Origin of the sequence: Marinobacter piscis (assembly GCF_007671655.1) — a bacterium.
GTDB lineage: Bacteria > Pseudomonadota > Gammaproteobacteria > Pseudomonadales > Oleiphilaceae > Marinobacter > Marinobacter piscensis.
On sequence record NZ_VCGX01000004.1, the window covers coordinates 121,897 to 146,177 of the forward strand.

Here is a 24,281-nt window from a genome sequence, read left to right on the forward strand (position 1 = left end):
AATTGCGTTCCCATAGCTTAGGGATTCAGCCTCAAAGATCAACGCTTACGAAAGATATTGCTCAGGGCTCCAGAATCAGGTCCCTGTCCCGGATACCCGAGACAAGGATTTGCGACCAGTCGCTGGCCGGAACGGCCACCACCACACAAGGTGACGTAAGCGCCTGGGTAACCATGGCGCCGGGTGCCGGTGAGCGCATGTCCATCGTCAGCTGAAGATTACCTGTGTCGGCATCAGCTGAAGCTGAAACCAGGCTGGCACTGTACCCTCCGGTAGGCTTCTCTCCCAGAGTGACAAAGACAAGGTATTCCTGATCAAGATTTACCTGTCGGAGTTGCTGAACGGCCATATTCTGCGCCGGAAGCCCCAGTAATTGCTGCAGTTCTTCGGCGCTGCGCACGTAAGCCAGCCCGGGGCCGGTCAAACCACAATGGGCAGACTGGGTAATCTGGCGCACCTGAGACGCTTGCGGTTTCTGCCCGACATCGCCCGATGTCGCACAGCCGGCAAGCACCATACTCCCCGCCACCCAGACCGCTGTGAACACGCCCGCCAGCAACTTTCTGAACTCTGTAACCATCACTCTGCTCCGGCTCATCTGGAATCGGCCTTACTCAGGCCCAACATGGCCATCACCTGGTCCGTCAGCCCTTCCTGGCTGAGGCCGCCACGCTCGGGCCGATACCAGGTGACCGTCCAGCTCAGGGCACCGGTAAGCATACGCCGCACCACGAACGGATCGGCGACCAGTGCACCTTCCTCTTTCAGCGCAGTCAGCACCTCCAGCCACAGGGACTCATAAATATCCCTGAGTTTCAGAACTTCTGCTTGCGACGGCTCGGAAAGACTGCGCCACTCAAACACCAGCACCGCCATAGCCTCTCCGGTCTGGCCATTAATCGACTCCAGTTCGGCGCTGATCAGGGCTCGCAGTTTCTCCCGGTTTGTGTCTGCCGCGTCCATTGCAGCCTGCATAACCGCGGTATTCAGCCGGATGGTCTCTACCATAACCGCCTTGAGTATTTCTTCCTTGGTGCGGAAATGATGAAAAAGACTGCCAGATTGAATTCCAACAGCTGCCGCCAGATCTCTCACTGTGGTCCGTTCATAACCCTTGTCCCGGAACAGTCGGGCGGCTTCCCGAAGCAGGCGCCCACGAGCGCTTTCAGGGTCAGAAACCAGGTTATCAGCAATCAGTGAGTGAAGAATTGTGTCGTGGTTCACGGTGGGTGCATCCAGCTACATTTAAGGGTTTTCTATTCTACCTGACACTCTCCTGTTTACAAACCAAGCGCTTGCTTGGTATGGTCGGTTTTATGAATGAATGACTGGCCCACTGATACAGGATGCAAAGACATGGCTGACTCCTCCAACACGGTCCGCATCGGCTGTTCCTCCGCTTTCTGGGGTGACACGGAAACTGCGGCCGCACAGCTGGTTCACAAGGGCAACATTGGCTACCTGGTGGCCGACTACCTGGCAGAAATCACCATGTCGATCATGGCCGGCCAGAAGATGAAAGACCCGGGCCAGGGCTATGCCCGGGATTTTGTCGAAACGGTTATGGGCCCGCTGCTTGCTGATATCAAAGCCAAAGGCATCCGCGTACTGACCAATGCCGGCGGCGTAAACCCGGTTGCCTGTCGTGACGCTCTGCAGGCGCTGTGCGAAAAGGCCGGCGTGGACCTGAAGATCGCCCTGGTGCTCGGAGACGACCTGTTGCCGGAAAAGCAGGCACTGAGTAAAGCTGGCGTTACCGAAATGAGCACAGGCGACTCCATGCCGGCCATGATGGTGAGCCTGAACGCCTATCTTGGCGCACCCGGTATGGTGGCTGCGCTGGAACAGGGTGCTGATATCGTTCTCACCGGCCGGGTCGTCGACAGTGCTCTGATCCTCGCTCCTCTGGTTCACGAGTTTGGCTGGAGCTGGGAAGATTACGACAAGCTGGCCCAGGGCAGCCTTGCAGGCCACTTGCTGGAGTGTGGTGCACAAGCAACCGGCGGTAATTTTACCGACTGGGAGGACGTTGCTGACGGCTTTGCCAATATGGGCTTCCCGATTGCCGAAGTGCAGGCAAACGGCGAGTTTGTTATCACCAAACCCGAAGACACGGGCGGTCTGGTCAGTCGCGGAACGGTGGCGGAACAGCTGGTTTATGAAATCGGTGACCCCCGCGCCTATGTATTGCCGGATGTGGTTTGTGATTTCACCCATGTTGAGCTGGAAGAAAGCGGGCCGGACCGGGTTACGGTGCGCGGCGCCCGCGGGCTGCCCCCTACTGATAGCTACAAGGCGTCCGGCACCTGGCCGGATGGCTTCAAGTGCACGGCGACCTTCCTGCTTGCCGGCATGCAGGCACCGGCCAAAGCCCAGGCGGTTGCGGAGGCCATTCTCAGCAAAACCTCGCGGTTGTTTCAGGAGCGGGGTCTGTCTGACTACAGTGAAACCAGCATTGAGCTTCTGGGTACTGAAACCACCTATGGCAGGCACGGTCGCGGCCAGGACAGCCGGGAGGTTGTAGTCAAGATCAGCACGGCCCATGAAAAGAAAGCGGCGCTGGTGCTGTTCTCCCGGGAGATTGCACAGGCAGCCACAGGTATGGCTCCGGGGATTACCGGCATTGTCGGCGGCCGGCCTAATGTCATGCCCAAGATTCGTCTGTATTCATGCCTGGTTCCCAAGGCCCGGGTTGAGGTAACAACGGACTTTGAGGGGCAGTCGTCAGTGGTGGATGTGGCTTCCTCCGGTGGCTTTCAGCCGGGTCAGATCAAAGATCAGCTTCCCGGTAAACCGGCCTCTGCGACGGATACAACCGTGCCTCTGATTGATCTGGCCTGGGCCAGAAGCGGTGACAAGGGTGACCACACGAATATTGGTGTGATTGCCCGCAAACCGGAGTTTGTTCCGTTTATCGAGGCGGCTCTGACCCGTGAGGCGGTTGCAGACTGGATGAGCCATACGCTTAACCCGGATAACGGCAGGGTGTCACGCTGGTCTATGCCGGGGCTCCCTGGGTTTAATTTTCTTCTTGAGCACAGCCTGGGCGGTGGCGGTATTGCCAGTCTGCGCATTGATCCGCAAGGCAAGGCGTTTGCTCAGCAGTTACTGGAGTTTCCGGTGCCGGTGCCTTCAGGGCTGGCTGGTTCTTAAATTTCGGGTGAATGCACTCCGGGCGGCACTCCCTCCCGGGACACGCCGTGAATACGTCCGTGTAGGCTTGAGCGCAGCATCCCTGCTGCTCACAGTCCCGGGAGGGAGTGCCGCCCGTAGCGCTCAGACTTTAACAAAGGCTTTCAAGTTATGAGTTATCAATCGGTTTTTCACCCTGATTTATTCAAGGGTCAGACATTTATCGTTACCGGGGGCGGCTCTGGTATTGGCCGCTGTACCGCGCACGAGCTCGCAGCCCTGGGTGCGCGAGTGGCGCTGGTGGGCCGTAAAGCCGAGAAGGTGGAAGCGGTCAAGGCGGAAATTCTTGAATACGGTGGCATGGCTTCGGCACATGTGTGTGATATCCGTGAAGAAGAGTCGGTAAAAGCCACGGTGAAGGCCATTATTGCGGAGCACAAGGGACTGAATGGCGTGGTGAACAACGCCGGCGGTCAGTTCCCCTCCCCTTTGGCCGGCATTAACCAGAAAGGCTGGGAAACGGTGGTGCGCACCAATCTCACCGGCGGTTTTCTGATGGCCAGGGAGGCGTATACCCAGGCTCTGGCGAAAACCGGCGGGGCCATTGTGAACATTGTCGCGGATATGTGGGGCGGTATGCCAGGTATGGGGCACTCCGGCGCAGCCCGGGCCGGTATGGTGAATTTTACTCAGACAGCCGCGGTGGAATGGGGTGCGTCCGGCGTTCGTGTAAACGCGGTTGCCCCTGGCTGGATTGCGTCCAGCGGTATGGACAGCTACCCCGAGCATATGAAGCAGTGGATTCGTAGCCTTGGCGACAGTGTCCCGCTCAAGCGTATAGGGACAGAATCAGAGGTAAGCGCCGCCATCTGTTTTCTGCTGAGTCCGGCAGCTTCTTTTATCAGTGGTGACTGCCTTCGCATTGATGGTGCAGCTTCTCAGGGCGGGCGTGTGTGGCCGCTGCCCAAAGCCAGAAACAACGAACCCTTTAACGGTTTCCACCGGGCCGTTACACCGAAAGTGTTCAGCGAGGATTGAGGTCGCTTTATGCAAACACTGGAAAGCAGTATTAACCCCCAATCCGATGAGTTCCGCGGCAACGCAGAGGCCATGATGGAACACATCAAGACCTTTCGGGAGGCAGAGCAGAAGGTTCTCGACCTGGCCGAAGCAGCGCGGGAAAAGTTTACCAAGCGCGGGAAGCTCCTGCCCCGGGACCGTATTAACCGCTTGCTGGATCGTGGTACGCCCTTTCTGGAGCTATGTTCCATGGCAGGCTACAAGATGCACGATGATAAGGACGGCAGTATGGCCGGGGGCAATATCATCGCTGGCATAGGCACAGTCAGTGGTATTCGCTGCCTCGTTGTCGCCAGTAACAGCGCGATCAAGGGCGGCACCATTACCCCCGCGGGCCTGGATAAAACCCTGCGACTGCAGCAGATTGCCAAAGAGAACAAGCTGCCGGTCATCTCTCTTTCGGAAAGCGGCGGCGCCAACCTGAACTACGCCACGGACATTTTTGTTCAGGGCGCCCGCGGTTTTGCTAACCAGGCCCGGATGTCTGCAGCCGGGCTGCCTCAGATTACGGTCGTCCACGGCAACGCAACCGCCGGTGGCGCCTATCAGCCCGGTTTATCGGATTATGTGATCACGGTTCGTGGCAAAGCCAAAATGTTTCTGGCAGGCCCGCCGCTACTGAAAGCCGCCACCGGCGAGATTGCTGATGACGAAGAGCTGGGTGGTGCTGAAATGCACGCTCAGGTTGCAGGTACCGCAGAATACCTGGCTGAAGACGACGCCGACGGTATCCGCCAGGCCAGAAACATCCTGGAAGCCTTACCCTGGAACGAGCAACTGCCGCCGCAGCGCGAGATGAAGTGGGAAGCGCCTGTGTATCCAGCGGAAGAGCTTTTGGGCGTCATTCCCTCGGACTCCAAGAAGCCTTATGACGTGCGTGAAATCCTTGCCCGTATTGCCGATGGCTCCAGGTTCCTGGACTTCAAAAACGAGTTCGACGACCAGACCGTCTGCGGCACCATCCGCATTGAGGGTTACTCTGTAGGCGTCATTGGCAACAATGGCCCGATCACCCCGGCTGGTAGCGCCAAGGCCGCCCAGTTCATCCAGCTCTGCGACCAGGCGGGTACGCCACTGCTGTTCCTGCACAACACCACCGGTTTTATGGTGGGTACGCATTCCGAGCAGAACGGCATTATCAAACACGGTTCAAAAATGATTCAGGCCGTTGCCAACTGCCGGGTACCCAAAATCGCTGTCGTAATCGGCGGTTCCTACGGCGCCGGCAACTACGCCATGTGCGGCCGCGGCCTGGACCCGAGGTTTATCTTCGCCTGGCCTAACAGCCGTACCGCGGTTATGGGCCCTGCTCAGGCCGGCAAGGTGATGCGCATAGTAGCCGAGGACAAGCAGCGCCGCAGCGGCATAGACCCGGACCCGAAAACTCTGGAGTTTCTGGAGCAGGCGACTGCCAAGAAGCTGGAAGACGGCTCCACTGCCCTGTTCGGCACCGCCCGGTTATGGGATGACGGTCTGATTGACCCTCGGGACACCCGGCGCGTTGTTGCACTGGTACTCGATGTGTGCCGCGAGGCCGGGATTCGTGAATTACGGCCTAATACATTTGGTGTGGCCCGCCTTTGATCGGGTTTTGGCTTTGGTGGAGCCCGCCTCGTGGATTGCTTGCTTGGGTGGGGGCACCGTCTGGGAGGGCGTGTCCAAAAACCGCTACGAGCACATCCATGTGCGCTTGGCTGCGGCCATCCTTGGCCGCAGACATTTTTGGACACGCCCTCCCAGACGGTTCAGCAAAGCCACCAGTTAGCGCCATTACAGATCAGGATTTTCGACGACAAACGTTAAAGATAAATATGCAGTGTGCGACCTGAAATACTCGAGACTCAAGAACTGTTATCAGGTAGCGAAAAGTTCCGGATATAAGCGAGTGTGGGGCTGGGCGTTCAGAAAATGTAGAGGGCCAAGGATGGCCCGAAACAAGCGCACATGGATGTGCTCGTAGCGGTTTTCTGAACGCCCAGCCCCACACTCGCGACCCCAAGCTAACGAACGTGCACAAAATCAAAGAAAGCACGAACCAGATGCCAGGAGAACAAAACGTGAAATTCACAGCCGAACACGAAGCCCTGAGAAAAACCGTCCGCGATTTCGTGCAGAAGGAGATTAACCCCCACTGCGACGAGTGGGAAGAAGCCGGGCAGTTTCCCATTCATGAACTGTTCAAGAAAATGGGCAACCTTGGTCTGCTTGGTATACAAAAACCCGAAGAGTACGGCGGCATGGGGCTGGATTACAGTTACAACCTGGTCGCGGCTGAGGAGCTGGGCATGGCTCACTGTGGTGGCGTGCCTCTGGCCATTGGCGTGCAGACCGACATGTGCACACCGGCCATCTCCCGCTTTGGCTCTGACGAGCTGAAACGCACCTTCCTGACACCAGCCATTGCCGGCGACATGGTGGGCTGCATTGGTGTGAGTGAAGTGGGTGCCGGCTCGGACGTGGCCGGGCTGAAAACCAGTGCCAAAAAAGACGGCGATGACTACATCATTAATGGCTCCAAGATGTGGATCACCAACAGCCCGAGTGCCGATTTCATCTGCCTGCTGGCCAACACCAGCGACGACAAGCCCCACAAGAACAAATCACTGATTGTTGTTCCCATGGATTCCCCGGGGATCACTTTCAGCCCGCACCTGAACAAACTGGGTATGCGCTCGTCGGAAACCGCTGAGATTTATTTCGATGATGTGCGTGTTCCCCAGCGTTACCGCATCGGTGCCGAAGGGACGGGGTTCATGATGCAGATGTTGCAGTTCCAGGAGGAACGCATGTGGGGTGCGGCCAATGTGATCAAGGCATTGGAAAACTGTATTGACCAGACCATCGAGTACTGCAGCGAGCGCAAAACATTTGGTATCCCCCTCATCGACAATCAGGTAATTCACTTCCGGCTGGCGGAATTACAAACCGAGGTAGAAGCCCTCCGTGCCCTCACCTATCAGGCGTGTGAACTGCATATTGAAGGCAAGGAGGTCACCAAGCTTGCCTCTATGGCCAAGCTGAAGGCCGGTCGTCTGGGCCGTGAGGTGACCGACAGTTGCCTGCAGTACTGGGGTGGTAACGGCTTTATGTGGGACAACCCGGCCTCCCGGGCGTACCGGGATGTGCGGTTGGTGTCTATTGGCGGCGGTGCCGATGAAATCATGCTGGGTATTATCTGCAAGATGATGGGCACTCTTCCTGGCAAACCCAGGAGCTGAAGTACGGTGCAAAGCTGGCACCCCGGCATGATTGTTCAGGACACGCCCACGAGTACATCCCTGTAGGGCTTGAATCGGGCCATCCATGGCCCTCAACAGTCCTGAACAATCATGCCGGGCCACCAGCTCCAGACATTTTTCTTGGAGTCACTTTATGGAAACATTACCTCATTGCGAAACACTGCTTCTGGTGAAACAGGGGCCTGCGCTGCACATTACCATCAACCGACCGGACTCACGGAACGCCATGAGCCTGCAGATGGTGGCGGAACTGGCCACTGTATTTGCCGAGGTGGAGTCTGATACCAGCATCCGCGCTGTGGTCATCCGTGGTTCCGGCGGACACTTTTGTGCCGGTGGTGATATCAAGGATATGGCCGGCGCCCGGAACCAGAAGACCGGCGAGGGTGAGGCCGATCCTTTATACCGCCTGAACCGCGCATTCGGACAGATGATTCAGCAGGTAAACGAATCCTCCAAAATTGTCATCGCCATCACCGAAGGGGCCGTCATGGGGGGTGGTTTTGGCCTGGCCTGCGTCTCCGATGTTGCCATTGCCGGTCCGACAGCCAGGTTCGGCATGCCGGAAACCTCCCTCGGCATCATCCCGGCCCAGATCGCACCGTTTGTCGTCGAACGCATCGGCCTGACCCAGGCCCGCAGACTTGCGCTGCTCGGTTTGAGAATCGGCGCAGAAGAAGCCTGCGCACTGGGCATTGTTCACCAGGCGGCAACATCGGATGAAGAACTTAACGACATGCTGACCCAGACACTGGAACGCGTCCGCCAATGCGCACCTAACGCCACGGCAGAAACCAAAGCCCTGTTGCACCGCGTTGGGCACGAATCCATGAACGGCTTACTCGACAGCGCCGCCGAAAAATTCGCCGAAGCCGTCCAGGGCAACGAAGGTAATGAAGGAACTATGGCGTTCATGCAAAAACGCACACCAGCCTGGGCAGACACGGAATAAACTGGTGGAAGTGAGGGGGCACTCATTTTCCATTGATAGAGGAGCGCTTGGGTGCAGGGGGGTTGTCAGAAAATGTCGGCGGCCATGGATGGCCGACGCCAAGCGCACATGGGTAAGGCAAGCGTTTATGAAGCAAAGCTTCATGCGCAGCCGAACGACAGCAATCTGCGATTGCTGGCCGGACCCCGCAAGGGGTGCTCGTAGCGGTTTCCTGCCGCCTCCGCAACCCCTCACGGCAGGCATACATTTTCTGACAACCCCCCTGCACCCAAGCGCGGACTTGCACAACCCAAACCCGCCCCTCACGGCAGGCACGATTTTACGAGACCAGCACAATGCTAAAAAAACTACTAATAGCAAACCGGGGCGAAATCGCCGTTCGCATTATTCGCACCGCCAAAGCCCTCGGATACCGCACCGTGGCCGTTTACTCCGAGGCCGATGCCCAAGCCATGCACACAGAACTGGCTGATGAAGCCGTGTGCATAGGCCCGGCACAAGTCGCCGCGTCTTACCTAAACGCAGACTCCATACTCGATGCCGCCCGCAAAACCGGCGCCGACTGCATCCACCCGGGTTACGGTTTTCTCTCCGAGAACGCCGACTTCTCCAACGCCTGCAAAGACGCCGGTATTGTTTTCGTAGGTCCGCCGGCGAACGCCATCGAACTCATGGGCAGCAAACGGCGCTCCAAAATCGCCATGCAAGAGGCCGGCGTCCCCGTCGTTCCGGGTTTTGAAGGCGATAACGCCAGTGACGACGAACTCATCGCCGCGGCCGCCGACATAGGCTACCCGCTGATGATCAAAGCCTCCGCTGGTGGCGGTGGCCGGGGCATGCGCCTGGTGAGCGATCCATCCGAGCTGGCCGACAATATCAAGCGCGCCCGCTCCGAATCCAGTCAAGCCTTTGGTGACGACGAGCTGATCCTTGAAAAAGCCGTTATCGAACCCCGCCACGTGGAAATTCAGGTCTTCGCTGACCAGCATGGCAACGCCGTCTACCTTGGAGAACGGGACTGCTCCGTACAGCGTCGGCATCAGAAAGTTGTTGAAGAGGCCCCGTCTCCCTTTGTCACTCCCGACCTCCGCGCCGCCATGGGCAAAGCTGCGGTAAAAGCCGCCCTCGCCTGCAACTACGAAGGCGCCGGCACCGTCGAATTCCTCGTCGACAAAGACCGTAACTTCTACTTCCTGGAAATGAACACCCGCCTGCAGGTAGAGCACCCGGTTACCGAACTGGTCACCGGGCAGGACCTGGTGGCCTGGCAGCTGAGAGTGGCTGAAGGACTGGCGCTGCCGCTGGCACAGGAAGATATTCAGCTTAATGGCCACGCCATTGAGGTCCGCCTGTACGCAGAAGATCCGGCTCACGACTTTACCCCGCAAACCGGGCCCCTGCATGTATTCCAGCCAGCGGAGGGAGAAGGCCTGCGCTTTGATACAGGCGTGCGCTCCGGCGACGACGTTACCCCGCATTACGATCCCATGCTCGCGAAAGTCATCGCCTGGGGTAACAACCGTGATGAAGCCCGCCGGCGACTGATCCGCGCGCTGGAAGACACCCGGGTGTTCGGTGTTACCACCAACCGGTACTTCCTCAGCCGCATTATTGCCGACAACACCTTTGGTGCCGGGCAAGCCACAACGGCGTTTCTGCAACAAGCTTTCAGTGACGATCCTTCACTGCAACCCGCCAGACTGAATATCCGCAAGCTTGCCCTTGCCGCCTGTGTGCTGGCCCATGGTGCAACCGGAGCCCAGACCTGGAGTAATGCCCCGGCCACCAACACCCCGATAAAACTGGACACCGGCAATGAAACCGTCGACCTGCTGGTGCAAAGCCAGGGCGATAGCCTCTCCTGCCGCTTCGAAGATGAGGTCCATGAGCTGAAAGAAATCAGCATACACCACGATGTGCTGTGCTTTACCGACAATGGCGTCCGTCAACGTTGCCATTATCACCGCCACGGGGATTCTCTATATTTACAGGCGTTCGGAGAGTCGTGGTCAGTTACAGACCTTACTCACCAGCCAGCGGCAAGCGCCAATGGCACCGGGAGTGGTCGCATTCAGGCATCTATGGACGGTGCCATTATCGACGTTGTGGCCGAACCGGGGCAGACAGTCTTACAAGGGGAAACCCTGGTTATACTGGAAGCCATGAAAATGGAACACCCGGTGAAAGCCGATTGTGATGGTGTGATTCACCAGATTCTGACCAATAAAGGCGATCAGGTGAAGCGTAATCAATTGCTGGTAGAAATCACTACTGGCGAATTATCCGAACAGGAGAACAAAAAATGAGCACACTGAATAACAAAACTGTTTTTATCACTGGTGCCAGCCGCGGTATTGGCCGTGCTATTGCCCTTGCCTGTGCCCGCCAGGGAGCCAACGTGGTTATTGCAGCCAAGTCAGATACACCACACCCGAAGTTACCCGGCACGATACACACGGTAGCCGACGAGGTGCGCGCCGCCGGAGGCCAGGCGCTGCCTCTGGTTCTCGATGTGAGAGATGAAGACCAGATTAAACAGCGCATTGACGAGGCTGCTGAGCACTTCGGAGGCCTTGATGCTCTGGTCAACAACGCCGGCGCGATCCGCCTGACCGGCGTTGAACAACTGAAAGTCAGTCGCTTCGACTTGCTGCACCAGGTGAATGCCCGGGCTGTGCTTGCCTGTAGCCAGGCCGCTTTGCCCTGGCTCAAAAAATCCGGACACGGCCACATTCTGAGCATGTCACCGCCGGTGAACATGGACCCTAAATGGTTCGCCCACTTTGGTCCTTACACCTCAACAAAATACGCCATGACCATGATCAGTATCGGCATGGCACAGGAGTTCAGACGATACGGCATAGCAGTAAACACGCTCTGGCCAAAAACCGTGATTTCCACCGCTGCCATTCAGCATGAAGCCGGTGGCGAACAGCTGATGGCCAAAGGCCGCACGCCCGATATCATGGCCGACGCCGCTGTCAGCATTCTGAGCCGCCCGGCCGAAGAAATGACCGGACAGAACCTGATTGATGAAGACGTGCTCCGCGAGGACGGTGTCACCGACTTTGATGTTTACCGTTACGTGCCCGGTGACGCTGACCTGATGCCAGACCTTTACCTGGACTGAACCTGAAGGCGGCTCTGGTGATCTTGATGAACGACAACAACAACTTACGGGAAAACCATGAACCAAGATAATGTTACTGCAATGGACATCGCGCGCAGTCTGCCGGGAATGCTGAGACGCTTCCCGGCCATTGCAAAAGGCTATTATTACTACTCAGTCAAAGATAAGCAGAAAGCACTGACCCTCGGCACCCTGGTTGAAAACAACGCCGAAAAATACCGTGACAGGCCGGCCATCCTTTTTGAGGATCGCCGCATCACCTGGGGAGAGTTCAACGCCTGGTCCAACCGGATCGCTGCCTTCTTCCTGGCCCGGGGACTGAAAAAAGGCGATTCAATTGCTGTGCTCCTGGAAAACCGCCCGGAACTACTCGCAGTAGTGACAGGAGCAGCCAAGATCGGTGTGGCCTGCGCCATGATGAACACGTCTCAGAAAGGCCGGGTGCTGGAACACAGCGCCGGCCTGGTCAGCCCGAAAATGGTTGTGGTGGGCGAGGAACTGGTCGCCACCTTCGATGCGGTAAAAGCAAACCTTGAATTTGATCACCCCTCGCCCTTTCTGTTCGTGGCAGACAGCAACACCCTTGAGACCTTCGGTAATGCCCCCTCCGATTACATCAACATGGCACAGGAGGTCAGCACCTGCAGCAGCGACAACCCGGTTCTGACGGACCCGCCCCGAATGGGGGATACCGCCATTTTCCTGTACACCTCCGGAACCACCGGCCTGCCCAAGGCGGCTCCTGGTTCACACAACAAGTTCCTGAAGGCATACGGGGGCTTTGGCCTGATGTCCCTGTCTCTGACTCCCGAAGACGTCTTCTACTGCACCCTGCCGCTGTATCACGGTACCGGGCTTGTGGTGTGCTGGGGGGCAACGCTGGCGGGAGGCCCGGCCTTTGCCCTGCGCCGGAAATTCTCTGCCAGCGCTTTCTGGGACGATGTAAGATATTACAACGCAACCACCTTTGGCTACATCGGTGAGTTGTGTCGCTACCTGCTTAACCAGCCACCCAGTGAGCAGGACCGCAACCACCGCCTTACGAAAATGCTCGGCAACGGATTGCGCCCATCTATCTGGAAAGAATTCAAGGACCGCTTTGGCATTGAGACCATTTCAGAGCTCTATGCCTCCAGCGAAGGCAATATTGGTTTCAGCAACTTCTTCAACATGGACAACACGGTCGGCCTGTCCACAGCGCCGTACAAACTGGTGAAATTCCACGATGGCACCCGCGACCCGATCCGTGACGACAACGGCCGGATGCAGGAGGTTGTCAAAGGGGAGCCGGGTCTTCTGATTGGCGAAATCACCAAAAAATGGTTTTTTGAAGGCTACACGCAAAAAGAAGCGACGGAAAAATCTATACTCCGGGATGCCTTCAAAGACGGCGATGCCTGGTTCAACACTGGTGATGTGCTTAAGGATATAGGCTGCCGCCATCTGCAGTTTGTGGACCGTATGGGGGATACGTTCCGCTGGAAAGGCGAGAACGTGTCAACCAATGAGGTAGAAAACATTATTGACGGCTCGGGGATGGTAAAAGAAGCCATTGTTTATGGCGTCGAGATTCCAAACACCAACGGCAAGGCCGGTATGGTGACCCTGGTGCCAAGCGGTAATAACTTCGACCCGGACAAGCTGCTGAGCTATCTGCAAGACAACTTACCGGCCTATGCGGTTCCGGTGTTTATGCGCGTTACCGACGCCATCGACACAACCGGTACCTTCAAGTATCGCAAGGTGGATATCCAGAATGCCGGTTACTCACTCGACCGGCCCCATGAGGAGGTTTTTGCCTGGCTTCCGAAAACCGAGGGCTACACCTTACTGACTCCGGAGCTGGTATCGGATATTAATTCCGGGCAATTTAAGTTCTGATTTGGTGCCAGGGTCTTGCTGTGGCCCTGGCCTCCCCTGGCCTTTAAGATCGGTGTTAGCCATTCAGGGCAGGTCGTCCCAAAAACCGCTACGAGCACATCCATGTGCGCTTGTTTCGGGCCATCCCTGGCCCTCTACATTTTTGGGACGACCTGCCCTGAATGGCTTTCAATATCCGGCGAGGGAGCTCTGGCTAAAAAAGCCCATCTTCAAAACTATCTTGTTGCAGACGATAACGGAAAACCTTGATAGTGAGAGCGAGCGGCCCCTCCCAAAAATGTCTGCGGCCAAGGACGGCCGCAGCCAAGCGCACATGGATGTGCTCGTAGCGGTTTTTGGGAGGGGCCGCTCGCTCTCACTTACACCTTCATTATCAGGCTACTATGAGAAGGCAGCTCAAGAGCCAACTTTCAAAACCACCTTCCCGGTAGCACGCCGCTCAGTCAGAGCTCCGAGTGCCTTGGCGTAATCCTCAAACTCGAATACTTCGCTGATTTTGGGATCAATTTTGCCCGCGGCGAAGAGCTCCATCAGCTCCATCATGTTCTGAGCACTTACGTCTGGTTCCCGTTGCGTGAAGCTGCCCCAGAATACGCCCACCACGGAACAACCCTTCAGCAGCGCGAGGTTTGCCGGGATTTTCGGGATTTCGCCGGCGGCGAAGCCGATAATCAGATGACGGCCGTTCCAGGCCATGCCCCGCAGAGCCTGCTCGGTGAAGTCACCACCCACAGGATCGTAGACTACATCAACACCCTTGCTGTTGGTGAGGCGCTTCACCGCATCTTTCAGGGGCTCTTCGGTGTAGTTGATCAGCTCGTCTGCACCGGCTGCTCTGGCAACGTCCAGTTTTTCCGCAGTGCTGGCGGCCGCGATCACATGGGCGCCCATGGCTTTGCCCAGCTCTACCGTTGCAAGCCCGACACCGCCACTGGCGCCAAGCACCAGCAGACTCTCACCCGGCTGGATGTTAGCCCGCTGCTTCAGGGCGTGATACGAGGTGCCATATACCATGGAAAAGGCAGCGGCTTTTTCGTCGCTCATGCTGTCCGGTACCGGCAACAGGTTTTGCTCAGGTACAACCACCTCTTCGGCAAAGGCGCCATAGCCTGTCAGGCCCGCTACCCGGTCGCCGGGTTTGAAGCGGGTCACTTTCTCCCCCACTGCAATCACTTCGCCGGACATTTCTCCGCCCGGGGAAAACGGCATGGTGGGCTTGATCTGATACTTACCCTGAATAATCAAGGTGTCGGGGAAGTTAAGTCCGGCGGCTTTAACGCGGACTTTTACACCGTGCCCTTTGGCTTCGGGGCTGGGCACGTCTTCGATAACCAGGCTCTCAGCCGGGCCATATTCCTTACAGAGGACCGCTTTCATGGGCATTACCTTTTGATTATTACACTATTGTTGTTGAGGCTTACAAAGCTAACCACTACAGCGCCATGAAGCAAATAAAGAACCTTTATCCTGACCTATAACTCTTGCTTATAGCTCTTGGCCTGCGTATCGGCAACCGGTAAGATTACCGTTTTTTTAGCACAGCTCTATTACGACTTTCAGCTGATACCCGATCCTGATCCATTCAAAACCTCACATTCTCGCACCCTGAAAGGCAGACACCCGTCATGCTCGAACGACTGTTTCAACTCCAGGCCCATGGCACCACGGTTCGCAAAGAACTGGTCGCGGGCATTACCACTTTCCTGACCATGGCCTACGTGATTGTGGTCAACCCCAGCATTCTGTCTTCTACAGGCATGGATTTCGGGGCGGTTTTTGTGGCCACGTGTCTGGCTGCAACCATCGGCACATTGATCATGGGGCTGTGGGCCAACTACCCGATTGCCCTGGCGCCGGGTATGGGGCTGAATGCGTTTTTCTCTTTCACCGTTGTCGGCAGTCTGGGATACAGCTGGGAAGTGGCGCTGGGCGCCGTGTTCCTGTCAGGTGTCACCTTTTTTCTGCTGAGCATCTTCAAAATCCGTGAATGGATTATCAACAGCATTCCGTTGTCCCTGCGTTTTGGCATTTCCGCAGGCATCGGGTTTTTCCTGGCACTCATCGCTTTCAAGAATGCGGGCGTAGTCGTGGACAACCCGGCCACCCTGGTGGGCCTGGGGGATTTGAGTTCCGCCGAAAACCTGCTGTTTTTCGGCGGTTTTGTTTTGATTTGCGCATTGTCATACCGGCGCATAACAGGCGCGGTCATGATTGGCATTATTGCTGTAACCGTAGCTGCCATGATGCTGGGCCTGGTTGAGTACGACGGCTTCTTTTCTGCACCGCCAAGCCTGGCTCCCACTTTCATGAAGCTGGACATTGCCGGCGCCCTGAATGTCGGTATGATCAGTATTGTGTTCGCGTTCCTGTTTGTGGATCTTTTCGACACTTCCGGTACGTTGATCGGGGCAGCCCAGCGTGGTGGCCTTCTTGACAAGGATGGCAAACTTCCGCGACTGGGGCGGGCACTGATGTCAGACTCAGTTGCCACCATGTCCGGGGCGGCTCTGGGCACGTCAACCACAACCAGTTACATTGAGTCCACAGCCGGTATTTCTGCCGGTGGGCGCACCGGGCTGACTGCCGTCGTTGTTGCCCTGTTGTTTCTCGCCTGTCTTCTGCTTTCTCCTATTGCCAGCATCATTCCGCCTTATGCTACTGCCCCGGCGCTTCTGTACGTAGCGGTGCTGATGACCAGCGGCCTTAAACTGATAGACTGGGAAGACATTACCGACGCGGCCCCGGCTGTTGTTACCGCGCTGGTGATGCCGCTGACGTTCTCCATTGCCAACGGGATTGCTCTGGGCTTTATCAGCTACGCCGTTATCAAGGCTCTGAGCGGTCGCTGGTCTGATCTGAACGCAAGCGTTGTCGTGATCTCTGTTGTCTTTATACTCAAATTCATCTTTCTGGACGCTGCCTGAGCAGCGCCCGGACTGAGAGCCAGATTCTATGGATTACTTTTCTCAAAGCATCAAACAAGCCATCCGCACCGTGCCCGACTGGCCGACGCCGGGCGTCTCTTTTCGTGATATCACCACGGTTCTGCAGGACAAAACCGCCTTCAGAAAGCTCATCGATGCGTTTGTGCACCGCTACCACGGCCACAAAATTGATGCGGTCGCAGCGGTCGACGCCCGGGGTTTCGTGATTGGTTCTGCGCTGGCCTACGAGCTCAACGCCTCTCTGGTGCTGGTACGCAAAAAAGGCAAGCTGCCGTTCGATACGCTGGTAGAAGACTATGAACTTGAATATGGCACTGCCTCTGTGGAGCTGCATCAGGACGCATTCAAACCCGGCGACCAGGTGGTACTGGTGGACGATCTGATTGCGACCGGCGGCACCATGCTGGCAGCCGCCCGGCTGATTCGCCGTATCGGTGCCGAGATCGTGGAGGTTGCCGCCATGATTGACCTGCCTGACCTTGGCGGCTCCAGCAAACTGCAAAAAGAGCAGTTGAAGGTCTATACTGTCTGTTCATTTGATGGAGAGTAATAGGGGGAGGCTCCATGGATCAGTATCAGCACCACTGGAAAGATGGCACCCCGGTGCACCTGCCCTTGGGGAAAATCGTGTGTGTGGGCCGGAATTACGCAGAGCACGCCAAAGAGCTTGATAACCCGGTGCCTTCCCAGCCTTTGTTGTTCATCAAACCCGCCTCCTCGGCTGTGCACGTTACACGCCCCCTAGAGCTTCCAGATAACGCCGGCCAGGTGCACTTTGAAAGTGAACTGGCCGTGCTGATCGGCAAGCCTCTGACGCGCGCTTCAGCCAGTGATGCCCAGACAGCCATTCTCGGCTATGGTCTGGCCCTTGATCTGACCCTTCGGGACCTGCAAAGCCAGCTTAAAGACAAAGGGCACCCCTGGGAGCGGGCCAAGGCCTTTGATGGCGCCTGCCCCCTGTCGCCGTTTGTGGCGGCTGAGCATTTCAGCCATGATCACATTGTTTTCAGCCTGGATATCAACGAAGAGCGCCAGCAAAGCGGTGACACGCGGGATATGCTGTTCCCGATTGTTCCGTTACTAGCTCATATCAGTAACCATTTCACCCTGATGCCCGGCGATGTGGTGCTTACCGGTACCCCGAAAGGCGTCGGCCCCCTGTTTTCCGGACAAACCCTGACCCTGGAACTGGAAGATCAGTTGTCTGTATCTACCAAAGTGGTTTAACTTGGGCAGAGTTTAACCCGACAGACACAATTTTCCGGAAGAGTGCGTATACTCAGGCATGGCAAAAAAACCGGTTACCTCACGCAGTGGTCGATTCTTCAAGCTTGCAGGCATGACTGCCTCGGTGGCAGGGCAGTATGCGGGCCAGAAAGCCCGCCGGCTGGTGAGTGGCGAAAACGATGACGGCGCCCGCAGTGAAAGCTACAGCCGCATGGCCAACCGTATAACCAGCACTCTGGGTGAAATGAAAGGCGCCGCCATGAAGGTGGGTCAGATTGCCTCACAAACCCAGGACTTCCTGCCCCGGGAGTTCTCTGAAGCGCTTCAGACCCTGCAGAAAGAAGCGCCCCCCATGCCTTTCGACATTATTCTGGAGCAGATAGAAACCGAACTGGGGAAGCCGGTAGGTGAGCTGTTTGAGTACCTCCAGGAACCCCCCTACGCCGCTGCCTCAATCGGCCAGGTCCATCGGGCCCGCATGCACGACGGCACGGATGTGATCGTAAAGGTACAGTATCCGGGTGTGGATGAGTCCTGCGACTCCGACCTGAAGCAACTGCGCCTGGCCCTGAGGCTTGGCGGGCTGCTAAAAATGCCCAAGGAGTCCGTTGACAGGTTATTCAACGAGATCGGGGAGCGCTTGCGGGAGGAGCTGGACTACGAAAACGAAGCCCGTAACATCGAGCTGTTCCGTGAGTTCCACAAGAACGACCCCTGGGTGATTATTCCTGCCGTTATCCACAGCCACTCTACGCGCCACATACTGACCCTCGAACTGGTAGAAGGCGATCATGTCAGTGAGGTTACCCCTGAGCGTTACGATCAGGCGACCATCAACCTCATCGGGCACCGGATGTTCACCACCATGGCAGATCAGCTGTTCAGGTTCCGGTGTATTCATGGCGACCCCCATGCGGGCAACTTTGCCTACCGGCCCGATGGCAGCATCATTATGTACGATTTTGGCTGCGTCAAGAAGCTGAAGCCGGAGATTGTTGAGGCTTACCGCAATGCAGTTACAGCGGCGCTGGCTGAGGATTATAAAGCCCTGGATGCGTACCTGATTGCCCTGGGCGCCCGGGTCGAGAGTCAGCCGGCGGTTGATGAGGCCTACTACGCCATGTGGCGGGATATTCTGGTTGTTCCGTTTGACTCAGAGCAGCCTTATGATTTTGGTGACTCCATCCTGCACAAGCAGGTGGCAGCGAAAACAACCACCGTGTTCCAGTATCTGGATTCGTTCAGACCGCCGGTTGAAAGCATTTTTATTGACCGGATGATTGCCGGGCACTACTGGATGCTGAAGCGGCTGGGGGTTCAGGCAGCGTTTGGAGAGGAGCTGCGCAAATACCTTTCCGAACCGCCCCTAGCGTCTGGCTAAAAAGCTCGCTGCCCACTCTGCAACGCCCTCTCCTGCGCCTTTGCGGATTACTCTTGCCCGGGACACACCGGCCGTTTCGCCCGGATCCACCACGGTAATCGGTACGTCCATATCCACCTCATGGACCAGCCCGGCCGCCGGGTATACCTGCAGCGAGGTACCGACAATAAGCAGGTCGTCTGCCGTACGTACTATGTCGGCAGCGGCCTCAAGCATGGGAACCTCTTCACCGAACCAGACAATGTGGGGGCGCAGCTGCTGGCCCAGTTCGCAAAAATCTCCTGGCTCTATGTCGCGATAACCTATGTCATAAACCAGCTCGGGATTCACTGAGCTTCTGGCTTTGGTGAGCTCGCCGTGAAGGTGTATGACATGGCTGGAGCCGCCACGCTCGTGCAAGTCATCTACGTTCTGCGTAACGATGGTTACACGGTGATGCTGTTCCAGCTCTCCCAGTAACTGGTGAGCACGGTTAGGCTGAGCCGTCGCCAGCTGCCGCCGGCGCTCATTGTAAAAGCGCAGCACCAACTCCTGGTTGCGCACAAACGCTTCCGGAGTGGCTACGTCGTATACACTGTGCTTCTCCCAGAGGCCGCCGTTATCCCGAAATGTAGACAGCCCGCTTTCAGCGCTGATACCGGCGCCGGAGAGTACTACAATGTGTCGCTTCATGAATCGAAAATCTTGCCTGGGTTGATGATGCCGTTGGGGTCGAATACCTGCTTGATACCTTTGAGGTACGCAATTTCCGCGTCACTCCGGGTGTATTGCAGGTACGGCTTTTTGGTCATGCCGACGCCGTGTTCGGCGGACACGCTGCCCTGGTACTTTTCAACAATTTCAAACACCCACTTATTCACCTGCTGGCACTTTTCAAAAAAGTCTGCTTTTGCCATGTCTTCCGGCTTGAGGATGTTGAGGTGCAGGTTGCCATCGCCGATATGGCCGAACCAGATGATTTCGAAATCCGGATAATGCCTGGTGACCACCGCATCAATTTCCTGGAGAAATTCAGGGACGCGGGATACGACAACGGAAATGTCATTCTTGTAGGGCGTACGCGGAGCAATGGACTCCGAGATGCCTTCACGCAACTGCCAGAGGTTCCGGGCCTGGGTTTCACTCTGGCTGATCACTCCATCCAGCACCCAGCCATTTTCCATGCATTCCCCGAACAGGCCCATGGCGTTATCCAGTACCTGGTCTGACGTCGCCTCAAATTCCAGCAGCGCATAGTAAGGCGCTTCCGTTGCAAACGGCGCTGACACCTGGCCGTGGGCCAGCACATATTCCATGGCCTGGTGCGAGAAAAACTCATAAGCCGTGAGGTCAAGACCACTCTGAAATGTTTTCAGCACGTCCATGGTATTGCCCAGATCATTGAGCCCGAGCACCAACACAGTGAGATTGTCCGGCTGACGTGTGAGTTTCATGGTAACTTCGGTGATAAAACCCAGTGTACCCTCAGCGCCGATAAACAGATGGCGCAGGTCGTAGCCTGTATTGTTCTTCTCCAGATCCTTGTTCAGCTCCAGAATATCGCCCTTGCCGGTGACAACCTTAAGGCCGGCCACCCAGTCACGGCTCATGCCGTAGCGAATCACCTTGATGCCGCCGGCGTTCGTGGACAGGTTGCCGCCCAGCTGGCTGGAGCCGGCAGAGGCGAAATCTACCGGGTAGTAAAGATGGTTTTCGCCTGCAAAGCTCTGCAACTGTTCAGTAACAACCCCCGCCTGACAGTGAACCAGCCGGTCACTGGCACTGAAATCCAGAATGCGGTTCATGTTGTCGAAGGCCACAACCACTTCCCCGTTGGCAGCAACTGCGCCTGCGCTCAGCCCGGTACGGCCACCGGAAGGAACCAGAGCAATACGGTGCTCATTGGCGAACCTCACCAGCGCCTGCACTTGTTCAGTGGTTTTCGGAAGCACAACGGCAAGGGGACTGGGTTCGTAGATGCGTGTCCAGTCCACGCCATAGCGTTCAAGATCAGCAGGGTCCGTCAGTACCTTTCCCGCCGCCTCGTCAGTGGCAACCCGCTCTTTTAGCGAAGCAATGATCTGTTCAGAGTTCATGAATGCATCAGTCTCGTCAGGATTAGGCCAGCAACTCTGGATAAAATTCGCAATTCAGTTGATCCAGGCGAACCGGCGCACTGTGATAAGTTGCTTTTATGGTATCATACCGCTCCTGTTCTGTGAGCCAGCCCCGACGATCACTGGCTACAGTTGATTTCATGCCACGAAAGGTTCGGAAGCAAAGCCCATGTCAACGACGTCTCTCGAAAAGAGCAAAATCCGCATTCTGCTGCTGGAAGGCGTGCACCAATCCGCCCTGGATACCCTGAATGCCGCAGGCTACACCAACATAGAGTACCTCAGTCACTCGCTGGCCGAGGAAGACCTGATGGAGAAGATTGCCGATGCGCACTTTGTCGGTCTTCGGTCCCGTACTCAGTTAACCGAGAAAGTATTCGAAGCTGCCAAAAAGCTGGTTGCGGTGGGTTGCTTCTGTATCGGTACGAACCAGGTGGATCTGCAGGCCGCTACCCGCCGCGGTATCGCCGTATTCAACGCACCTTTCTCCAATACCCGCAGTGTTGCCGAGCTGGTTCTGGCACAGGCCATCCTGCTGCTGCGTGGCGTCCCGGAGAAGAGCGCCAAAGCACACCGGGGTGACTGGCAGAAATCGGCGAAAAACAGCTATGAGATTCGCGGCAAAAAGCTGGGCATTATCGGTTACGGCAATATTGGTACCCAGTTCAGCGTCCTGGCAGAAAGTCTGGGCATGGATGTGTATTTCTATGATGTGGTTTCCAAACTGCCCATCGGCAATGCCACTCAGGTAGGCAGCATGCAGGAACTGCTTAACCTGGCAGACGTTGTGAGCCTGCATGTGCCGGAAACACCGGCGACCAAGTACATGTTCAAGGCCGAGCAACTGGCTCAGATGAAGCCAGGCGCTATCCTGATGAACGCCTCCAGAGGCACTGTTGTAGATATTGAAGCCCTGGCTGACTCCCTGCGTAGCGGTAAGCTTCTGGGTGCCGCCATTGACGTCTTCCCGGTAGAGCCCAAGTCGAACAAGGAAGAGTTCGTCTCGCCACTGCGTGAGTTCGACAATGTGATCCTGACGCCTCATGTGGGCGGCTCCACCATTGAAGCCCAGGAAAACATCGGGCGCGAAGTAGCCGAAAAACTGACAATGTACAGCGACAACGGTACCTCCGTATCGTCTGTCAACTTTCCGGAAGTTGCACTGCCATCGCATCCGAATCAACACCGGCTGTTGCATATTCACGAGAACGTTCCCGGGGTTATGTCGGAGATCAACCACGTGTTCTCGGACAATGGCATTAACATCTGTGGCCAGTATCTGCAGACCAAAGAAGACATTGGTTATGTCGTTATTGATGTCGATAAAGCCTACAGCGAACTGGCGCTTGAAAAGCTGCGTCAGGTAAACGGAACCATCCGTTGCCGGGTGCTTTTCTAAGTCGCATTTGCCACAAAAAAACCGGAGCAGCTTTTTAACTGCTCCGGTTTTTTTGTGGCCGGTCACTTCACAGCCCGGCCATGGCGCGGTTACTGATTTGGAACCAGCGTCAGTTCAACACGGCGGTTCTGTTCGCGTCCTGATGAGGTATCGTTAGAGGCAATCGGATAACGCTCACCATACCCCACAGCCCGGGTACGCTTGGGTTCAATGCCCTGATTAAGCAGGAAATCCCGCACAGTGCCGGCACGCCGCTCACTGAGCAACTGGTTGTAGCTCTCGGCACCGGAACTGTCGGTATGCCCCTCAATCTGAATCGTTGTTTTCTTGAACTCCTTCAGTACCAGCGCTACCGATTCAAGCGTACTGGTAAAGCCCGGGCGAATCGAGGTCTGGTTAAGCTCAAAGGTTATATTTCCCGGCATGACCAGCTCAATTTCGTCACCGTTACGGACCACGCGAACGCCACTGCCTTCCAGTTTCTGGCGTAACTGAGCTTCCTGACGGTCCATGTAATACCCGATACCGCCGCCCACAGCTGCACCGCCTGCGGCGCCAATCAGTGCGCCTTTGCCGCGATCACTTTTACTCGAGGTTGCTGCACCTACCGCTGCTCCACCCAGCGCGCCTATAATGCTGCCTTTTGTGGCATCCGAAGTTTTCTCCTCACCTGTATAGGGGTCATAGGTCATACAACCGGCAAGGCCCATCGTCGTCACTGCTAGTGCAAGCATTGTTTTTTTCACAGTTCTCTCCTGTGGCTGGTTCTGGTTTCAGCAGGTTCGCCTGCTGGTGGATGTGTAAACGTGTCTATGATTGTATTAAATACGGTTGCCTGCAAATTCCGGGCTTCGTTCACCAGATGATGCCGGCCGTCGGCAATTCTTACCTCATCTACCGCCGCAAATTTGTTACGAATAATTCTCAGGTTATGCTGCCAGTCTACGGTCTGATCCTTTTCGCCCTGAACTACAGTCACCGGAAAGTTGACCGGCCGCGCGGACTCGATGTGGGGCACCCATACCCTTAACGCACTCACCCAGTCGGTATGCACGGCCCTTGCCTGTAACGGATCGTTCTCTCGCAGAAACCGCAAAAACCGGGTATTACCACTGTTCTCTGCAAACGCCCGCTGCCACCGGGTCATAAAGGGTCTTACCAGCGTGTGCAGCATTCTGGCCCGCTGCCACCCCATTGGTCGCACCAGCGGCGCCAGCAAGACGACTTTGCGAAAATCCGAGGTTTCCACTGAATGTTGGTTTGATAACAGATAGTCAATCAGTATCCCGCCACCGGTACTCTGTCCAACAGCAAACCAGGGCCCGCGGATTTTATCGCGCACGTGAGCCATAACCTCAGACAGTACGGCCTGATATTCCAGGAAGCTGCCAATGGCCGCCGGCGTGCCACTGGACAAGCCGTGACCCGGCTGGTCGTAGGTCAACACATCAAAGCCGGCACCAAGACAACGTTCAATAAGCTGGGTGTACAAGCCCACGTGATCAAAATAGCCATGCAGAATAAAAACCGTGCCCCGTTTGCCATGAGATTCCGGCAGCCGGAAATAATGAACCACTACCTTGTGTTCGTCTGCGTTTACATAGCCCTGATGGTACGCAACGTCCGGGTATTCAACCCAGAGATCAAGCCCGTAAAAACGGCAGTAAGCGGTCATTTCATTGCTGAGCGTCTGCCTTCCGTCCGGGTCGAATGGCACCAGCTGCTCCAGCAGAGACTCACGCTCCCACTGAGGTATTTCGATGGTATCTGTTTTCCAGTACACGTAGAGTTAAACGCCTGTCATGGATCAATGAAAATA

The 24,281-nt window shown here is 56.4% G+C and carries 20 protein-coding genes; 13 read left to right on the forward strand and 7 right to left on the reverse strand.

Translation table 11 applies throughout. The features are described 5' to 3' along the window. Positions 1-61: 61 nt before the first annotated feature. Complete coding sequence (locus tag FFI95_RS13700) at positions 62-580, reverse strand: protease complex subunit PrcB family protein (RefSeq protein WP_186312023.1); 519 nt, start codon at positions 578-580, stop codon at positions 62-64. A 14-nt stretch (positions 581-594) separates the two neighbouring features. Continuing rightward, complete coding sequence (locus FFI95_RS13705; RefSeq protein ID WP_144823445.1) at positions 595-1,224, reverse strand: TetR/AcrR family transcriptional regulator; 630 nt, start codon at positions 1,222-1,224, stop codon at positions 595-597. Positions 1,225-1,356: 132 nt separating this feature from the next. Here FFI95_RS13705 and FFI95_RS13710 point away from each other — a divergent pair, with 132 nt between their 5' ends. From FFI95_RS13710 to FFI95_RS13745, 8 genes are all read left to right on the forward strand, one after another. Beyond that, positions 1,357-3,153 (forward strand): acyclic terpene utilization AtuA family protein, encoded by a 1,797-nt coding sequence (locus FFI95_RS13710; protein ID WP_144823447.1) that lies wholly within the window; start codon positions 1,357-1,359, stop codon positions 3,151-3,153. 150 nt (positions 3,154-3,303) lie between these two features. Continuing rightward, positions 3,304-4,170 (forward strand): SDR family oxidoreductase, encoded by an 867-nt coding sequence (locus tag FFI95_RS13715; RefSeq protein WP_144823449.1) that lies wholly within the window; start codon positions 3,304-3,306, stop codon positions 4,168-4,170. A 9-nt stretch (positions 4,171-4,179) separates the two neighbouring features. Next, a complete protein-coding gene (locus FFI95_RS13720) occupies positions 4,180-5,796 on the forward strand; it encodes an acyl-CoA carboxylase subunit beta (RefSeq protein ID WP_144823450.1) in 1,617 nt (538 codons plus the stop codon). Positions 5,797-6,269: 473 nt separating this feature from the next. Further along, entirely contained in the window at positions 6,270-7,430 is a 1,161-nt protein-coding gene (locus FFI95_RS13725) for an acyl-CoA dehydrogenase family protein (protein WP_144823452.1), read from the forward strand. 154 nt (positions 7,431-7,584) lie between these two features. Beyond that, positions 7,585-8,403, forward strand: coding sequence for an enoyl-CoA hydratase/isomerase family protein (locus tag FFI95_RS13730; protein WP_144823454.1), 819 nt, complete (start codon positions 7,585-7,587; stop codon positions 8,401-8,403). Between the two features lie 335 nt (positions 8,404-8,738). Continuing rightward, a complete protein-coding gene (locus FFI95_RS13735) occupies positions 8,739-10,709 on the forward strand; it encodes an acetyl/propionyl/methylcrotonyl-CoA carboxylase subunit alpha (protein ID WP_144823456.1) in 1,971 nt (656 codons plus the stop codon). Then, on the forward strand, positions 10,706-11,533 hold the full coding sequence (locus FFI95_RS13740; RefSeq protein ID WP_144823458.1) for an SDR family oxidoreductase: 828 nt from the start codon (positions 10,706-10,708) through the stop codon (positions 11,531-11,533). Before FFI95_RS13735 ends, FFI95_RS13740 begins: the two co-directional genes overlap by 4 nt. A 57-nt stretch (positions 11,534-11,590) precedes the next feature. Next, a complete protein-coding gene (locus tag FFI95_RS13745) occupies positions 11,591-13,414 on the forward strand; it encodes a long-chain-acyl-CoA synthetase (protein WP_144823460.1) in 1,824 nt (607 codons plus the stop codon). A 396-nt stretch (positions 13,415-13,810) separates the two neighbouring features. On the opposite strand, the gene FFI95_RS13750 is transcribed toward FFI95_RS13745, so the two are convergent. After that, positions 13,811-14,791: an NADPH:quinone oxidoreductase family protein gene (locus tag FFI95_RS13750; protein ID WP_144823461.1), complete on the reverse strand. Its 981-nt coding sequence runs from the start codon at positions 14,789-14,791 to the stop codon at positions 13,811-13,813. A 248-nt stretch (positions 14,792-15,039) separates the two neighbouring features. On the opposite strand from FFI95_RS13750, the gene FFI95_RS13755 reads away from it, so the two are divergent. Genes FFI95_RS13755 through FFI95_RS13770 form a run of 4 tightly spaced genes read left to right on the forward strand, consistent with a single transcriptional unit; the run spans position 15,040 to position 18,967 of the window. Continuing rightward, complete coding sequence (locus FFI95_RS13755; protein WP_144823463.1) at positions 15,040-16,338, forward strand: NCS2 family permease; 1,299 nt, start codon at positions 15,040-15,042, stop codon at positions 16,336-16,338. A gap of 28 nt (positions 16,339-16,366) precedes the next feature. Then, on the forward strand, positions 16,367-16,909 hold the full coding sequence (locus tag FFI95_RS13760; RefSeq protein ID WP_144823465.1) for an adenine phosphoribosyltransferase: 543 nt from the start codon (positions 16,367-16,369) through the stop codon (positions 16,907-16,909). A gap of 14 nt (positions 16,910-16,923) precedes the next feature. Continuing rightward, on the forward strand, positions 16,924-17,586 hold the full coding sequence (locus tag FFI95_RS13765; protein WP_144823466.1) for a fumarylacetoacetate hydrolase family protein: 663 nt from the start codon (positions 16,924-16,926) through the stop codon (positions 17,584-17,586). Positions 17,587-17,644: 58 nt separating this feature from the next. Beyond that, positions 17,645-18,967 (forward strand): ABC1 kinase family protein, encoded by a 1,323-nt coding sequence (locus tag FFI95_RS13770; protein WP_144823468.1) that lies wholly within the window; start codon positions 17,645-17,647, stop codon positions 18,965-18,967. Here the strand turns inward: FFI95_RS13770 and FFI95_RS13775 are convergent. Together FFI95_RS13775 and FFI95_RS13780 are read right to left on the reverse strand one after the other, a co-directional pair. Further along, a complete protein-coding gene (locus FFI95_RS13775) occupies positions 18,953-19,639 on the reverse strand; it encodes an SIR2 family NAD-dependent protein deacylase (RefSeq protein ID WP_144823470.1) in 687 nt (228 codons plus the stop codon). The two genes, FFI95_RS13770 and FFI95_RS13775, sit on opposite strands and share 15 nt — an antisense overlap. Then, positions 19,636-21,042 (reverse strand): FAD-binding oxidoreductase, encoded by a 1,407-nt coding sequence (locus FFI95_RS13780; RefSeq protein ID WP_144823471.1) that lies wholly within the window; start codon positions 21,040-21,042, stop codon positions 19,636-19,638. The genes FFI95_RS13775 and FFI95_RS13780 overlap by 4 nt, the downstream gene beginning before the upstream one ends. A 190-nt stretch (positions 21,043-21,232) precedes the next feature. Here FFI95_RS13780 and serA point away from each other — a divergent pair, with 190 nt between their 5' ends. Beyond that, positions 21,233-22,462, forward strand: a complete 1,230-nt coding sequence (gene serA, locus FFI95_RS13785) for a phosphoglycerate dehydrogenase (RefSeq protein ID WP_144823473.1) — start codon at positions 21,233-21,235, stop codon at positions 22,460-22,462. Positions 22,463-22,551: 89 nt separating this feature from the next. On the opposite strand, the gene FFI95_RS13790 is transcribed toward serA, so the two are convergent. Both FFI95_RS13790 and FFI95_RS13795 read right to left on the reverse strand, forming a co-directional pair. Then, the gene (locus tag FFI95_RS13790; protein ID WP_144823475.1) at positions 22,552-23,208 is read right to left on the reverse strand and encodes a YiaD family glycine zipper/OmpA-like lipoprotein; all 657 of its coding nucleotides are present in this window, start codon (positions 23,206-23,208) and stop codon (positions 22,552-22,554) included. Continuing rightward, on the reverse strand, positions 23,205-24,245 hold the full coding sequence (locus tag FFI95_RS13795) for an alpha/beta hydrolase (protein ID WP_144823477.1): 1,041 nt from the start codon (positions 24,243-24,245) through the stop codon (positions 23,205-23,207). Before FFI95_RS13795 ends, FFI95_RS13790 begins: the two co-directional genes overlap by 4 nt. Between the last annotated feature and the right edge of the window lie 36 nt (positions 24,246-24,281).

Excerpts from the sequence above, each read along its gene's own strand:
- FFI95_RS13700 (WP_186312023.1), bottom strand. The coding sequence starts at position 580 with ATGGTTACAGAGTTCAGAAAGTTGCTGGCGGGCGTGTTCACAGCGGTC.
- FFI95_RS13710 (WP_144823447.1), top strand. The coding sequence starts at position 1,357 with ATGGCTGACTCCTCCAACACGGTCCGCATCGGCTGTTCCTCCGCTTTC.
- FFI95_RS13715 (WP_144823449.1), top strand. The coding sequence starts at position 3,304 with ATGAGTTATCAATCGGTTTTTCACCCTGATTTATTCAAGGGTCAGACA.
- FFI95_RS13720 (WP_144823450.1), top strand. The coding sequence starts at position 4,180 with ATGCAAACACTGGAAAGCAGTATTAACCCCCAATCCGATGAGTTCCGC.
- FFI95_RS13730 (WP_144823454.1), top strand. The coding sequence starts at position 7,585 with ATGGAAACATTACCTCATTGCGAAACACTGCTTCTGGTGAAACAGGGG.
- FFI95_RS13735 (WP_144823456.1), top strand. The coding sequence starts at position 8,739 with ATGCTAAAAAAACTACTAATAGCAAACCGGGGCGAAATCGCCGTTCGC.
- FFI95_RS13740 (WP_144823458.1), top strand. The coding sequence starts at position 10,706 with ATGAGCACACTGAATAACAAAACTGTTTTTATCACTGGTGCCAGCCGC.
- FFI95_RS13745 (WP_144823460.1), top strand. The coding sequence starts at position 11,591 with ATGAACCAAGATAATGTTACTGCAATGGACATCGCGCGCAGTCTGCCG.
- FFI95_RS13750 (WP_144823461.1), bottom strand. The coding sequence starts at position 14,791 with ATGAAAGCGGTCCTCTGTAAGGAATATGGCCCGGCTGAGAGCCTGGTT.
- FFI95_RS13755 (WP_144823463.1), top strand. The coding sequence starts at position 15,040 with ATGCTCGAACGACTGTTTCAACTCCAGGCCCATGGCACCACGGTTCGC.
- FFI95_RS13760 (WP_144823465.1), top strand. The coding sequence starts at position 16,367 with ATGGATTACTTTTCTCAAAGCATCAAACAAGCCATCCGCACCGTGCCC.
- FFI95_RS13765 (WP_144823466.1), top strand. The coding sequence starts at position 16,924 with ATGGATCAGTATCAGCACCACTGGAAAGATGGCACCCCGGTGCACCTG.
- FFI95_RS13770 (WP_144823468.1), top strand. The coding sequence starts at position 17,645 with ATGGCAAAAAAACCGGTTACCTCACGCAGTGGTCGATTCTTCAAGCTT.
- FFI95_RS13775 (WP_144823470.1), bottom strand. The coding sequence starts at position 19,639 with ATGAAGCGACACATTGTAGTACTCTCCGGCGCCGGTATCAGCGCTGAA.
- FFI95_RS13780 (WP_144823471.1), bottom strand. The coding sequence starts at position 21,042 with ATGAACTCTGAACAGATCATTGCTTCGCTAAAAGAGCGGGTTGCCACT.
- serA (WP_144823473.1), top strand. The coding sequence starts at position 21,233 with ATGTCAACGACGTCTCTCGAAAAGAGCAAAATCCGCATTCTGCTGCTG.